The organism is Carnobacterium sp. AT7 (assembly GCF_000171855.1).
Taxonomy (GTDB): domain Bacteria; phylum Bacillota; class Bacilli; order Lactobacillales; family Carnobacteriaceae; genus Carnobacterium_B; species Carnobacterium_B jeotgali.
In genome coordinates this window covers 1-11,669 of record NZ_ABHH01000044.1, presented here as the reverse complement: position 1 = coordinate 11,669, position 11,669 = coordinate 1, and the positions used below count along the sequence as shown (strand labels likewise).

General features: G+C 32.6%; 17 protein-coding genes. 9 read left to right on the top strand and 8 right to left on the bottom strand.

From position 1 onward, the window contains the following. Positions 1-97: 97 nt before the first annotated feature. Positions 98-253: a hypothetical protein gene (locus CAT7_RS12450; protein ID WP_197050073.1), complete on the top strand. Its 156-nt coding sequence runs from the start codon at positions 98-100 to the stop codon at positions 251-253. 235 nt (positions 254-488) lie between these two features. Next, positions 489-971 carry a DUF5626 family protein gene (locus CAT7_RS11225; RefSeq protein ID WP_007725664.1) on the top strand — a complete coding sequence of 161 codons (483 nt, stop codon included), beginning with the start codon at positions 489-491 and terminating at the stop codon, positions 969-971. Position 972: 1 nt separating this feature from the next. On the opposite strand, the gene CAT7_RS11220 is transcribed toward CAT7_RS11225, so the two are convergent. After that, the gene (locus CAT7_RS11220; protein ID WP_007725663.1) at positions 973-1,485 is read right to left on the bottom strand and encodes a helix-turn-helix domain-containing protein; all 513 of its coding nucleotides are present in this window, start codon (positions 1,483-1,485) and stop codon (positions 973-975) included. Between the two features lie 250 nt (positions 1,486-1,735). Between CAT7_RS11220 and CAT7_RS11215 the strand changes: the two genes are divergently transcribed. Both CAT7_RS11215 and CAT7_RS11210 read left to right on the top strand, forming a co-directional pair. After that, a complete protein-coding gene (locus tag CAT7_RS11215; protein WP_007725662.1) occupies positions 1,736-2,335 on the top strand; it encodes a hypothetical protein in 600 nt (199 codons plus the stop codon). 34 nt (positions 2,336-2,369) lie between these two features. Next, positions 2,370-2,570 (top strand): hypothetical protein, encoded by a 201-nt coding sequence (locus CAT7_RS11210; RefSeq protein ID WP_007725661.1) that lies wholly within the window; start codon positions 2,370-2,372, stop codon positions 2,568-2,570. 121 nt (positions 2,571-2,691) lie between these two features. Here CAT7_RS11210 and CAT7_RS12080 read toward each other — a convergent pair whose 3' ends face one another. The 5 genes from CAT7_RS12080 to CAT7_RS12650 form a co-directional block, all read right to left on the bottom strand. Beyond that, positions 2,692-3,207: a helix-turn-helix domain-containing protein gene (locus tag CAT7_RS12080; protein ID WP_007725660.1), complete on the bottom strand. Its 516-nt coding sequence runs from the start codon at positions 3,205-3,207 to the stop codon at positions 2,692-2,694. A 46-nt stretch (positions 3,208-3,253) separates the two neighbouring features. Beyond that, a complete protein-coding gene (locus tag CAT7_RS11200; protein ID WP_007725659.1) occupies positions 3,254-4,030 on the bottom strand; it encodes a replication initiation protein in 777 nt (258 codons plus the stop codon). A 763-nt stretch (positions 4,031-4,793) separates the two neighbouring features. Further along, positions 4,794-5,936, bottom strand: coding sequence for a relaxase/mobilization nuclease domain-containing protein (locus tag CAT7_RS11195; RefSeq protein WP_007725656.1), 1,143 nt, complete (start codon positions 5,934-5,936; stop codon positions 4,794-4,796). Between the two features lies 1 nt (position 5,937). Then, complete coding sequence (locus CAT7_RS11190) at positions 5,938-6,156, bottom strand: hypothetical protein (RefSeq protein ID WP_007725653.1); 219 nt, start codon at positions 6,154-6,156, stop codon at positions 5,938-5,940. Then, complete coding sequence (locus tag CAT7_RS12650; protein WP_007725651.1) at positions 6,138-6,797, bottom strand: plasmid mobilization protein; 660 nt, start codon at positions 6,795-6,797, stop codon at positions 6,138-6,140. Before CAT7_RS12650 ends, CAT7_RS11190 begins: the two co-directional genes overlap by 19 nt. A gap of 254 nt (positions 6,798-7,051) precedes the next feature. Between CAT7_RS12650 and CAT7_RS11180 the strand changes: the two genes are divergently transcribed. The 5 genes from CAT7_RS11180 to CAT7_RS11160 all read left to right on the top strand — a co-directional run bounded on the left by CAT7_RS11180 (position 7,052) and on the right by CAT7_RS11160 (position 11,005). Beyond that, the gene (locus CAT7_RS11180; protein ID WP_007725649.1) at positions 7,052-7,585 is read left to right on the top strand and encodes a hypothetical protein; all 534 of its coding nucleotides are present in this window, start codon (positions 7,052-7,054) and stop codon (positions 7,583-7,585) included. Between the two features lie 44 nt (positions 7,586-7,629). Then, positions 7,630-7,941, top strand: a complete 312-nt coding sequence (locus CAT7_RS11175) for a hypothetical protein (protein WP_007725647.1) — start codon at positions 7,630-7,632, stop codon at positions 7,939-7,941. Between the two features lie 293 nt (positions 7,942-8,234). Then, entirely contained in the window at positions 8,235-9,143 is a 909-nt protein-coding gene (locus CAT7_RS11170) for an ABC transporter ATP-binding protein (protein WP_007725646.1), read from the top strand. A gap of 13 nt (positions 9,144-9,156) precedes the next feature. Further along, positions 9,157-10,146 carry an ABC transporter permease subunit gene (locus CAT7_RS11165; protein ID WP_007725644.1) on the top strand — a complete coding sequence of 330 codons (990 nt, stop codon included), beginning with the start codon at positions 9,157-9,159 and terminating at the stop codon, positions 10,144-10,146. A 307-nt stretch (positions 10,147-10,453) separates the two neighbouring features. Next, complete coding sequence (locus tag CAT7_RS11160; protein WP_007725642.1) at positions 10,454-11,005, top strand: tyrosine-type recombinase/integrase; 552 nt, start codon at positions 10,454-10,456, stop codon at positions 11,003-11,005. Between the two features lie 56 nt (positions 11,006-11,061). On the opposite strand, the gene CAT7_RS11155 is transcribed toward CAT7_RS11160, so the two are convergent. Together CAT7_RS11155 and CAT7_RS11150 are read right to left on the bottom strand one after the other, a co-directional pair. Then, complete coding sequence (locus tag CAT7_RS11155; protein WP_007725640.1) at positions 11,062-11,280, bottom strand: hypothetical protein; 219 nt, start codon at positions 11,278-11,280, stop codon at positions 11,062-11,064. A gap of 112 nt (positions 11,281-11,392) precedes the next feature. Beyond that, complete coding sequence (locus CAT7_RS11150) at positions 11,393-11,593, bottom strand: helix-turn-helix domain-containing protein (RefSeq protein ID WP_007725638.1); 201 nt, start codon at positions 11,591-11,593, stop codon at positions 11,393-11,395. Positions 11,594-11,669 lie beyond the last annotated feature (76 nt).

The following is an 11,669-nucleotide window of genomic DNA, read 5'->3' as shown; positions in this document are numbered from 1 at the left end:
CCATGTAAACCATTGCGTTCTTTTCGTTTCATAAGATAAGATAGATAATTTAATTATGAACTACTAGGTTAGGAGAATGGTTATGGGAGATATCATAATGAAAAAAATAACTAAAAGAAGCTGCTATCAATTTTTGTCTCTTCTTATTTTTTGTTTAGCTATTGTTACTGTATTAAACAAAAAAATCAGCTTGGGATACGCTCTAATTATTATTGGTTATTATTTACTGAGAAAATCAGATCTAGTTGACTAAAAAAATAGAAATAGAAAGGTGATTTAATGCAACAAAAAAAATTGAAAATAATCCTAACTACACTAATAATAACGATGTTAATTTTTGCAATTATTGGAATAATAACCTTTTTACTTTAATCGAAATTTTCAGCTTCAGAAGAAAAACTAATTAAACAAAAGAGCTAACTATCCCAAATAAAGGATATACATATCAGTTTATCACTACCGGTATTATAAAAATTGGAGGAATTCACTTGAAAAAAATCATTTTTGCTCTAAGTTTTTTCACTATTTTTACTCTTAACAGTACAACAAAGGTACAAGCTGAAGAACTTTTAACTACCCCCGTGAACAGTGTAAGTTACGATATAGATCAAGGTGGACTACAAGAATTTGAAGTTGGAGATTCCCCTGATGAGACCTACACTATTACCATTGAAGAAGAACCTCAATTTTCTATTATGGCAAGAGGTATCAAAAATAATACCTATAAAGTCACAAAAGAACGAGCTCTGCAATGGAAAGTAAGCTATAAAATAGATATAAAAGGAAACTCTATTACTAAGGCGCACTCACCTTCTATAAACAATTACATAGGAAGTGTTCGTAATTCAAGTTTAAAAGTGGATAATTCTAAACAAGCTACTTACTACATAAATATGATTATGCTAAAACTGAACAGCCCGGTGAATGTTCGTGCAACACTTCAAAATAATAAAATTATTGTAACCTATTGAATTAATCAACTAATTCTACGGTAGTGGTCCCCCAACCTAAATAATTACCTATCGTAAAGTAGAGAGCATAAGCATTCATTATAATACAACAAACACACGCTAGATAAACAAACTTATAGAGTGTGTTTGTTTTTTTGTTTCTCTTAATAATAATAGGGGCTAGAATTAAACCAATTGGGGGGATTAAACTTCCTATAAAAGCAAGAATTAACAGGATTAAACCTTCGTCTTTATCTGTATTTCCACGAATAAAATCTAATTTTTGAACATTTTCTTCTATTTTGACTTCATTTTCTTCAATCTTTCTTTTAAGTTCCTGATTTTCTTTTAGTAATTCGTCAATCGAAACTTCGTAATAGGTACTTAGCTTTACTAGATTATCTAAATCAGGGTAACTATTGCCATTTTCCCATTTTGAAATGGACTGTCTTGAAATATGTAAATAATCGGCCACATCTCCTTGCGAATAGCCCTTATTAACTCTACTTGCCTTCAATCGTTCTCCTAAGGCCATAATTATTCCTCCTTCTGCTCTTCTTTATTCTATCATACCGAAAGTAAGGATCATTGACTATAATCTATTAGTTGCCTTTTAGCACCTAATGGTTGCTACTATGTAACTAATAGCGTTCTTTTAATTTTAGCCGAATATAAACATAATTAAGTTATAAAAAGAAAAAGGAGGGTATAGTGAATAATTGTAGTTTTGTAGTTCTAAATGATGAAAAATAAAAAGTTTTATACAAAATAGGAGGAAAATTATAATGAAAAAAATTGTACTTAGTTTACTAGCAGGAAGTATGTTAGCGAGTTATGCTTTACCTACATATGTAAGTGCTTCTGTTTTTTCTGAAGATGAGATTAGAGAAGTTAATGTTACAGAGGAAAGCATTTTAGAAAATGATATTCAAGCTGACGAACCTATAATAGTTGATAGTGGAGAAAATTCTGATGATACTATTAATTCTCAAAATTTTACAATTGAATATGAAGAAGATAGTCCAGTGGTTATAATCTACGAAGAAAATATTAAAACAGCAAGAGCTGCTGCTGGAAGCACTAGTGTTTCTAAATGGGGAGCTTGGACGAACACTCGCATATCAGTTAGTAGAGGAGTTTTAGCAGGCGCAATTAATACTGCTTTTTACACTGGAATAGCTGGGGTAGCTGGAACAATTGGATTACCTGTACTTGCTGTAACAGGATTACTGAATTCAGCCCAATGGACTAAATTAGGAAATGCTCCAGGAACTGCAGTTGCAAAAAAATGGGATACAAGCGGGAATGGCTGGGTAGAATTTTATATGAGCAAAGGGTATAATGCAGCAGGAAAACATGTTGCAACTAAATACAAAACGAAGTAGCTATAAAGTAGCTATATAGGTTAGAGGTGATTTTATGTTTAAAAAGTATAAAGAATTTACAGAGAAACACCCATATGTTTATGTCATACTAATAATGGTATTTACTAGTTTTATTGGTATCTCAATAGAATATATAGTAAATAAAAGTTTTATCGGCGGAGGATTATATACAGCTATAGCACTTACTTTAATTGAACTTTTAAGAGTAAGAAGAAGAAATAATTTAAAAAATTAATATTTTAAATGTAAATTAAAACTTTGTTGACATAATCACCATTAAACAAAGAACTCCCACCATTTTATTATGGTGGGAGTTCTTTGTTTAAAAATTGGCAAAACATACTAAATTAATATAATTATTTTTTTTTGAATATACGATTAAATATACTTACTTTCTCTGGTGAACTTTGTTCTAGTTCCAGTAATTTTTTATCGTGATTTTCTAACTTTACAATAGCAACTTCTAATTGATCTGACAATTTTAGGTTACTTTCAATTAGTTGATTAATAAGTGACTCGTATTTTTTGATTTTATCATCTTGAATCGGTTGCATATCGTTAGATGTGTCGCTCTCAAAACGGATATCGGTATCTGATACGTCCGATACGTCGTTTTCTGATAATGCTTGTTTAATTGACTTTTCAAGGGAAAAATCAGGGCGTACTTTTAGCGCTACCACCCGTTTTAAAACCGATACGTCGCTATTTGTGTATAATCGACTATTATTGCTATCACGATTAAAATAAGACTTGTTTCCGCTCGTTTTCTCAATCAAACTAGAGTATTTTCGCAAGGTTGTTACTGCAATTCCTAATTTCTTCGCAGCGACATTAGGCGATATGTATTCTATAAAATTACTATCCTTATTCATAAATAAAACCACCTTAAATGTTGTTATAACAATAGTTTAAATGAATCTAACTAACGACACTAGTATTTAATTTTTCTTGTTTGGACTTTTCACTCTTATATCTTTCAGATTGTGTTTTTATCTCTTTATTATTAACCCAGTCATATAAGGGAACCTGTACTTGTTTTTTTTCCTCAAAAATAAAACTAATTCTTTCAATTTTGTTTCCTTTTTTAGCTTTTTCTTTTTTATAACTTAGACTTTTAAAGAATGGTTTTAACTCCTTAATACTTTTTTCTAGGATTCTTCTGTCTATATCATACATACGATAACTTTCAGGGATATCTAATAATCGTTTAAATTCTTCAATCGAGACTGTGTAGAAGCCTGTACCTTTAAATTGTTTTAATTTACGGTAAATCGTCTTTGTATAAGAACTATTAATTTCTGTAAATTCCCTTAACTCAAATTTAGTAAACATTTCAAAGTCATTCAAGAGAAATTCAAATTCATTATTGATACCAATTTTTACAGTTTGTGTATCTGCATTGATATCAAACTTTGTGAATAATACAAAACGTTTTATTCTTGTTTCTGTACGTTCCCCATATGTAAGACCTAGCATTTTAGTATACGTTTTATCTAAATCATTCATAAACCGTTTAACAGATGTCGGCGAATAATTGCTCAATTCTTTTAATTGTTCAAAACTAAATTCGATTTCTTGTGTGTATTTATCTTTTAATTTTGAGCATATTGAAAAAAATAGATCTAATTCATTAGGATTGAATTTTCTAAAACTTACATCGTTTAAACTATTTTCATATTTTACAATTTCATTCAACAAAAATGCCACCTTTCTTATGAGTGTTTATTTCATTATAAACACTCATAGACGACATGTAAACGATATGTCGTTCTTAAACAGACAAAGTGTCGTCTTTACTAAGACAAAATGTCGTCTATAGCCAGACAAAATGTCGTCCATACGCAGACAAAATGTCGTCTATAGTAAAGACAAAATGTCGTCTTTACTATAGTTGTATCCCTTGTGGGAGTAAGTCAAAACCGACCTCTAAAACTCTTTTATCTTTAAAACTCTTTTAAAACTTTATTAAAACTAATATAAAGAAATAGCATATATTAATATTAATAAATATCTCAACATCTAAACAACAAATAAGGACGCCTTGCTCCGCAGGCTAAAAAAATTTTAATAGTTCAAAACCATCTGCAGCGTTCAATGTCTCGACTTACGCTCGACGGTTCGAACCATTGCATGTGTTAAATCCAAAATAACAGCTCTAATTTCAACTTTAACTTTAAACCTTATAAAAGGCGGCTGATTAACTTTAAACGTATCTAACGTCGTTTTTAGTGGCTTTAAATTGATTTTAACTCTCTATTTCTAATAATTGTTTCATTTTTGTATTTTAAAACCACTAACTTTTCTCAATGGTACAAATTTTTACCATACATTAAAGGTATTTAGTAGCCACATAAGCGCTACAACAACGATACCGGTCGGGACACTCGCATATAAATTCGTTGCAACCGTTCGCATGGTGAGCTTTTGATTGGTCCGTTTGATTTCAGCGTTTAGTTTCTCAAAGACTTGGTCCATGGTCTTGGTGACGGTCTGGTTGAACTCGCTTAATTGGGCGTTGTTCTGGCTCATTTCTTGCTGAATCTTCGCGATCTCCGTCTTGTTTTTGTCTAACAGGTCGTTCAGGATTATTTTCAGGTGTTTCAAGGATTCGGTTGACTGCTTTTGAGCTGTCTCGTTGTAGTTGGTCTGTGTGGTTTCTAAGTCTTTCAAGTTGCTGTTGAAGCTGTTCAGGACTGTAGTCGTCACTTGTTGAATCTCTTGTAAGTTGTTCTCCAGATTGGCTTTCTCCAAACTTTTCTGTTGCAGCGTCGCTCCGCTGTAGTTCCGGATCTCGGTCAATACTTGAATCAATTGCTGCAGATCCTGGTTCAAGCTTTCCTCGTTCGGTTGTTGGGTTGTCGTTTCGGGTGTCTGTTGGTGCAAGTTGTCTCTCAAAGCCATTTATGATGGTCTCCTTTTCGTAATCTGCGCCTAATTTTTTAGCGCGGACTTTTTTATTTTCTGCTACATGCTGATAGGTCACGGTTTTTCCTCTTTCAATCACGTTTACGCCATTTTCAGCTAATTTTTCTTTAAACGCGTCAAAATTAGGAGTGGTTTGTTTGGCTTGTTCGATTTTTTCTCGTATCTCGTCTTTCCAGCTGGTCTGTCCTGGACGTTCTAGAATACTTTTTTCTGCGGCAGTGTAGCGGATTTTGGCCGGTTCTTCTGGAACGGTTAAACCATGAGACAAACAAATTTCGTCGTTCATTTCTTTAAATTTTTCAATCGCCTCCACGCCATGTGCTTGAAATTTCAAACCTGTATCCAGATTGACACTATTAATAACCAAATGATTATGGATATGATCTTTATCCGTATGCGTGTAAATAGCCACCTGGTGTCCGCCAGCGGCTTTTTGCGCTAATTCGTAACCTAGTTCATTTGCTTGTTCCGGAGTGACCTCACTGGGCTTAAATGACTGAATAAGGGTATGCGCTTGGACCTTATCGTCTTTTCCATAGATCATGCGGGTGGCTTTCATTTGGGTTTTGGCATAAGTGATATCACAATTTAAGCCGCTTTTGACGGTCGCACGCGGTTCAGCGTAGTTAATGCAGCGCGAGCAACTGGTGCTGCGAGCTAATTTAATGGTGGCCATATCAGTTTCCTTTCTTCATTTTTTTTCTAGAAAAGTAATCAAATAGTAGCGTTAGAAGTCCGTAAATAATAGTGGTTAACACCACTTCTGTGGCAATTTTTACTCCCTCAATGGGTTGATTCGAAAAATAATCCATTCCCACTCGGATAAGAAAAACGGCGAAACCAAACGAAACAAGTTGTAGAACTGATCTCCTGTTGATTAATTTAGATTTTTCCATAGTTGATTCAACTCCTTTTGTGTCTTTTGTAATTCAGCCGTTAGGTTGGCGGCTAAATTCGAATCGAGTTCTGCCGTATTTGTGGCTCGTGCCATCTGGTTGATATTGTTTCCAATCGCGCGTAATTGTTTGGCGATTTCAATTGCGCCTGCTCGGTCCACTTTTGGTGTCACGAGCTTAGCCCCTTGTGCCTTGCTTTTGACAAAAGCCGGCACACTCATTTGCAAACTTTCAGCGGAGCGCTTCAACTTTTCAAATTCGAGTTCGCTCACTCGAAAGCTGATTTGTTTCGGTTCTTTGCGCTTCGGTTTTCTCTCAGCTGAAGTGTCCTCAAAAATCTCTTGTTCGCTCAACGTCCCACCCCCTGTTTTTCTGCTCTGTCGTTCAGAAATCAATCTTACCACTAAAACGCTTTCGGTTTCCAGTGGTAAGATTGATTGAAGGGGTTTGGCAAGCTCTATGTTTGCTAGCCACTTCGTGGCGCAAACGACCTTGTTGGGGGACGCGCTGCTCTCCCCCAATCCCCCTGTAAACCCGGTCAAAACGTGGCCGTTTTGAGCCAAAAAAAGAGACTGGAAATGTGTCCATTTCGGTCTCTTTTTTGGCAAGATCAAGCCGATTTTTTTCGTCGTTGGCGTCAAAAAAAAGGCCCTTTATGCGCTGTCTTTTTTCGGTTGTTGGTCCATTCTTAGCAGTTGCGTAAGGTTTATTAATTAATACATGGGTTTTGGTATTGCGCTTTTTTATGGAATGGCAGACAGTAAATTATCAATAATTTAAAGAAGAAATATGCAACTAATAGGTGCGTTACTTTTCTATTAGAATAAGAGATAATGATGATAATAAATCAAGAGTTTTTTTCTTGATTTATACAAATTTTAGGAGGAATAATAAAATGAAAAAAATGATTATTAGCAGTATTTTAGCAACAACGTTATTGAGTATTGGAGCTCCAACTATGCAAGTTTTTGCTGCAGAAAATGATGAAGTAGTGAATCAAGTTACATACGAAAATGACGAGAATATTATTAAAATAGATAGTATTTTGACAGCAGAAGATTTAAACTATTTAGAAGGCGTAGGTATTACTGAAGAAGAAGCAATAAATATTTTAAATACTCCTGATACTGGAATTACTCTGGATAACGGAATTGCTTATGATAAAGAAGGTAATTTGTATACAGATAATAGTGAAATGGCTGCTCGTGGTAAGTTTTCTTCTATGGTAAAAGTAATAAGAAAGTCATACAACAAATTTCCTAAATCGGTAAAAGCTGTATTATCTTTAAATGCACTTGATAAAGCACTAAGTGTACTAGATACATTTACTGGGAAAATTGAAGATGGATTAACTATTGGCTTAGAATTAGTAGGATTTAGTGGAGGAGTAGCTCGAGTTTACGCAAAACTTATACTTGCAGTAGTATAGATATTAATATTAGCTTGTAATAAAATAAAGATGGAGGTAACGGAATGAAAACGAATATATCTTTTGGACTATCTGTAGTAATGGGATTAGTCTACTTAATCTTTTACAGATCGTTATCTCCTATAGAAGATTTAATTCTATTTGTTATTGTGGCTCTTTTCATAGGATATTCTTATATTAATGCTAATAGTAATCATTACATAAAAATAAGTTTATTAATAATGATTATTTTTATAGTACTAATACCTAAAGTAATCTTTTCTACTGATAGTAATATAATATATAAGGTAGGTTGGACTGTTATTACTATTTTACTTTTACAGAAAGAAATTAGAAAAGAATTTAATGCACATTAATATATCTAGGACAAAAAATTAAATTCAATAGAAAACCAACACGTTAAATAATTTTTATATGTGTTGGTTTTTTATTATTTTCTTTACTTATTATATATTTTAACAGGGTCTTTTATTTAATATATTTTACTTGTTTTTATCTTTTTTTAAGAATTTACTTAATTAGATTATTAGGTTAATAATAAAGAATTTATGTAAAAGATACTTTAATTTCTTTAACTGACACATAGCTTAAATAAATAAATCTTTAAATATTTATAATGGTTCAATATTAAGTTTATAAGGGAGATATTATGGAATTCAATGTAGAAATAAATCATCTAAGCAAAACCATCGGTAAAAAAAAGATTATTAAGGATTTATCTCTTAATATAAAAAAAGGAGAAGTATTTGGGCTTCTTGGACCTAATGGAGCTGGGAAAACAACAACTATTAGAATGATTGTTGGCCTAATTGGAATAACTACAGGTAGTGTAAAAATCTGTGGTCATGATGTACAAACTAATCATAAAGAAGCATTGGAAAATGTTGGAGCAATAGTCGAAAATCCTGAAATGTATCCTTTTTTATCGGGATTAGAAAATTTAAAATACTTTAGTAGAATGGATTCAAATAGCTCAACTGAAAAAATAAATGAACTCATAGAGTTTGTAAACTTAAAAAGTAAAATAAATGATAAAGTTAAAACCTATTCTTTAGGGATGAGACAACGGTTAGGTATTGCTCAGTCTTTATTAAATAATCCAAAAGTTTTGATACTTGATGAGCCGACTAATGGATTAGATCCTGCAGGAATAAAAGAATTAAGACAATATGTTCAAACATTGGCTCATGAAAAAGGTGTAACGGTCATTGTATCAAGCCATTTGCTCAGTGAAATAGAACTAATGTGCGATCGAGTAGCGATTATTAAAGAGGGTGAACTAATAGCTACTGAAAATTTAAAAGAAAAGAATGAAGATAAACTTAAACATTATCAAATCAGAGTGTCTCCTAGTGATAAAGCTCAGGAATTATTATTTAAGGAATATCAATTAACTAGTGAATTCATTGAGGGATTACTTGAATTCCAGTTACCCGTTTCAAATTTAGACATTCCTGAAATCGTCAGATTATTTGTTGAAAATAATCTAGCGATTTATAGTATTGAACCAAAAGAGAATTCGTTAGAAGATCGATTTATGAATCTGACAATGAAATAAAAGGGAGTAAACTATGTTAAATCTAGTGGTTAATGAATGGAATAAAGTTTTTTTTAGAAAAAATAACTATGTAACGTTGTTTATTATTATAGGGTCGGCTGCCCTTTTAAGCCTAGTGCCATTATTGTTTAATGATGAATCATCATTTGAGGATATTTCGTATGGTAAGGATTGGCAAAATCAAGCAACGAATCAAATTGCTTCATTGGAGAAAGAGAACGCCAAACTATTGACTAGTGAATCAGAGGTTTCATTTGTCGATGAAGTTACGGCCAGCGATAATCAAGGTGAAATAGAACGATTAAACTATCACCTAAAAGAAGATATTAAGCCTCCGGCTACAAACAATCTCTATGATTCTCTAGTAGGTACGTCTAGTTTGAATTTATTGATAGGTATTTTTGTTACGATTATAGCAAGCGCTATGGTTTCGAAAGAATTTTCGCTGGGGACGATAAAATTATTGTTGATACGGTCGTACTCTCGCTCAAAAATATTAACCTCTAAGTACATTGCTACACTGTTAATCACCGTGACTTATTATATGAGTTTATACATAGCCACCTTGGTAGTTGCACTGTTCACTTCAGAAATTAATTCGACTCCTGAATATGTCTATCTATCGTCAGAGGGTTCTTATATGCATTCTAATTTTGGGATGTATTTTTTAGGGATACTAGCGAGTAATCTTGTTTATCTCGTTATCATTGCGACAATTGCCTTTACACTTTCGACGATTAGTAGAAATACATCATTATCTCTAGGTACAACTTTAGGATTATTGTTTTTAGGACCACCTTTCATGCTCTATTTATCCACTAAAACGGAGTTAGCCAAATATTTATTAATGGCTAACTGGAATTTGACGAACTACTTACCAGGTAATAGTCCTTTTATGGAAGACATGACGCTTCCTTTTTCAATGATAATAAATAGTCTTTACCTTATTGTACTGTTATTTGTAGCCTATTATTCTTTTAACAAAAAAGATATATTAGCTTAAATTTTATTCTGAGAAACATAAAATAACTATTCCTTTTTCCTAATCATAATTTATTTTATAGAAGTGTTATAGCTGTCTAGAAAAAGCGTAATCATTTTTGTATTTGACGTTATTATGGTCTATAAAGAGTTAAAGTTAGAAAAAAAGCACTAACAATAAAAATCAACAATACATGAAATTAGATAAAATCGTGTATCCGGAATCCTATTCCAATAGGGTTCTTTTTTTAGTTCGTCCTTCAACACACGATTATATGGTATACTAAACAAAATCATGTATCACTTTTGTGAGAGGAGAGGGCTTTTAAATGAGTTACAACGTCCAACCATTAAGAACGCAACAAGAAATAAACGACTTTTTATTCTGTTTGAGAAGAAATAAAAACGCGGATCGGGATGTTTTTCTGTTTTTGATCGGGATTAATAGCGGTTTACGCATGTCGGATATTGTAAAATTGAAGAAACAAGACCTGATTTCTTCCAAAAACCCTCGTATTGTAGAGAAAAAAACAGGGAAAACGCGTATTTTGTATTTGAGTAGTCTGCAGGACTTGATTTTAGAATACACGAAAGACTTAGCACCAGAGGATTATTTGTTTCCGAGCACCAAAGGTGGCCATGTGGAAGTGAATACGGTCTATCAGATGTTTCAAAAGGTCGCTAAGCTGTTAGGAAGAGACGATATTGGGACGCACACGCTACGTAAGACGTTTGGTTACCACTATTACAAGAAAACCAAAGACGTAGCTACACTGATGGAAATATTCGGTCATAGCAGCGAGAAAATTACCAAGCGCTATATTGGAATCAATGAAGATGAAATCAGCGAGACGTTATTGAATTTCAGACTAGGTTTTTAGTACTTTTAAACTAGAAAAAGCCGACAGATTAGGTTCACTGTCGACTTTTTTTAATCTTAACAAGCAAGAAAATTCATACTAATGTCATTATAAAGCTGTTTAGCTTCTTCTTGTTGTTGGATGAGATCTTGTTCCTTATCATGTGTTCCAAAAAAGACAATCTCAATGTCCGTTAGAACATTTCTAAGTAAGTCGTTCTTTCTACAATTACTTAATTTTTCTGACTGAATAATCGCTTTATAATTAGCCTGAGAATCTCCAAGTGTTCCTATCATAATAATCATTCCTTCTGGTTAATTTTCTCTTTTAAGTATAAATAAATTCAGTTATTATAGCTACCTCTTAATGAATAATTAATTTTTTTTCAATCGAATTAGATCTATTTTTTTAGGGCTTCTCTTTTAATAAATGGTCAATTGAAACTTGATAATAGGTACTTAATTTAACCAGGTTATCTAATTCAGGATAGCTGATGTCATTTTCCCATTTGGAAATAGATTGCCTTGAAATATGTAACTGTTCTGCTACATCATTTTGTGAATATTTTTTTTTAACTCTACTACTTTTTAGTTTTTTTCCCAATAACAATGTTATTCCTCCTTGCTTATTACTTATATCTATCATAATGAAAGTAAGGAAGTATGACTATAACGCAATGGTTTAC

Bases quoted from the DNA above. Each gene is read 5' to 3' on its own strand.
- CAT7_RS12450 (WP_197050073.1), top strand. From the start codon at position 98: ATGAAAAAAATAACTAAAAGAAGCTGCTATCAATTTTTGTCTCTTCTT.
- CAT7_RS11220 (WP_007725663.1), bottom strand. From the start codon at position 1,485: ATGGCCTTAGGAGAACGATTGAAGGCAAGTAGAGTTAATAAGGGCTAT.
- CAT7_RS11215 (WP_007725662.1), top strand. From the start codon at position 1,736: ATGAAAAAAATTGTACTTAGTTTACTAGCAGGAAGTATGTTAGCGAGT.
- CAT7_RS11210 (WP_007725661.1), top strand. From the start codon at position 2,370: ATGTTTAAAAAGTATAAAGAATTTACAGAGAAACACCCATATGTTTAT.
- CAT7_RS12080 (WP_007725660.1), bottom strand. From the start codon at position 3,207: ATGAATAAGGATAGTAATTTTATAGAATACATATCGCCTAATGTCGCT.
- CAT7_RS11195 (WP_007725656.1), bottom strand. From the start codon at position 5,936: ATGGCCACCATTAAATTAGCTCGCAGCACCAGTTGCTCGCGCTGCATT.
- CAT7_RS11190 (WP_007725653.1), bottom strand. From the start codon at position 6,156: ATGGAAAAATCTAAATTAATCAACAGGAGATCAGTTCTACAACTTGTT.
- CAT7_RS11180 (WP_007725649.1), top strand. From the start codon at position 7,052: ATGAAAAAAATGATTATTAGCAGTATTTTAGCAACAACGTTATTGAGT.
- CAT7_RS11175 (WP_007725647.1), top strand. From the start codon at position 7,630: ATGAAAACGAATATATCTTTTGGACTATCTGTAGTAATGGGATTAGTC.
- CAT7_RS11170 (WP_007725646.1), top strand. From the start codon at position 8,235: ATGGAATTCAATGTAGAAATAAATCATCTAAGCAAAACCATCGGTAAA.
- CAT7_RS11165 (WP_007725644.1), top strand. From the start codon at position 9,157: ATGTTAAATCTAGTGGTTAATGAATGGAATAAAGTTTTTTTTAGAAAA.
- CAT7_RS11160 (WP_007725642.1), top strand. From the start codon at position 10,454: ATGAGTTACAACGTCCAACCATTAAGAACGCAACAAGAAATAAACGAC.
- CAT7_RS11155 (WP_007725640.1), bottom strand. From the start codon at position 11,280: ATGATAGGAACACTTGGAGATTCTCAGGCTAATTATAAAGCGATTATT.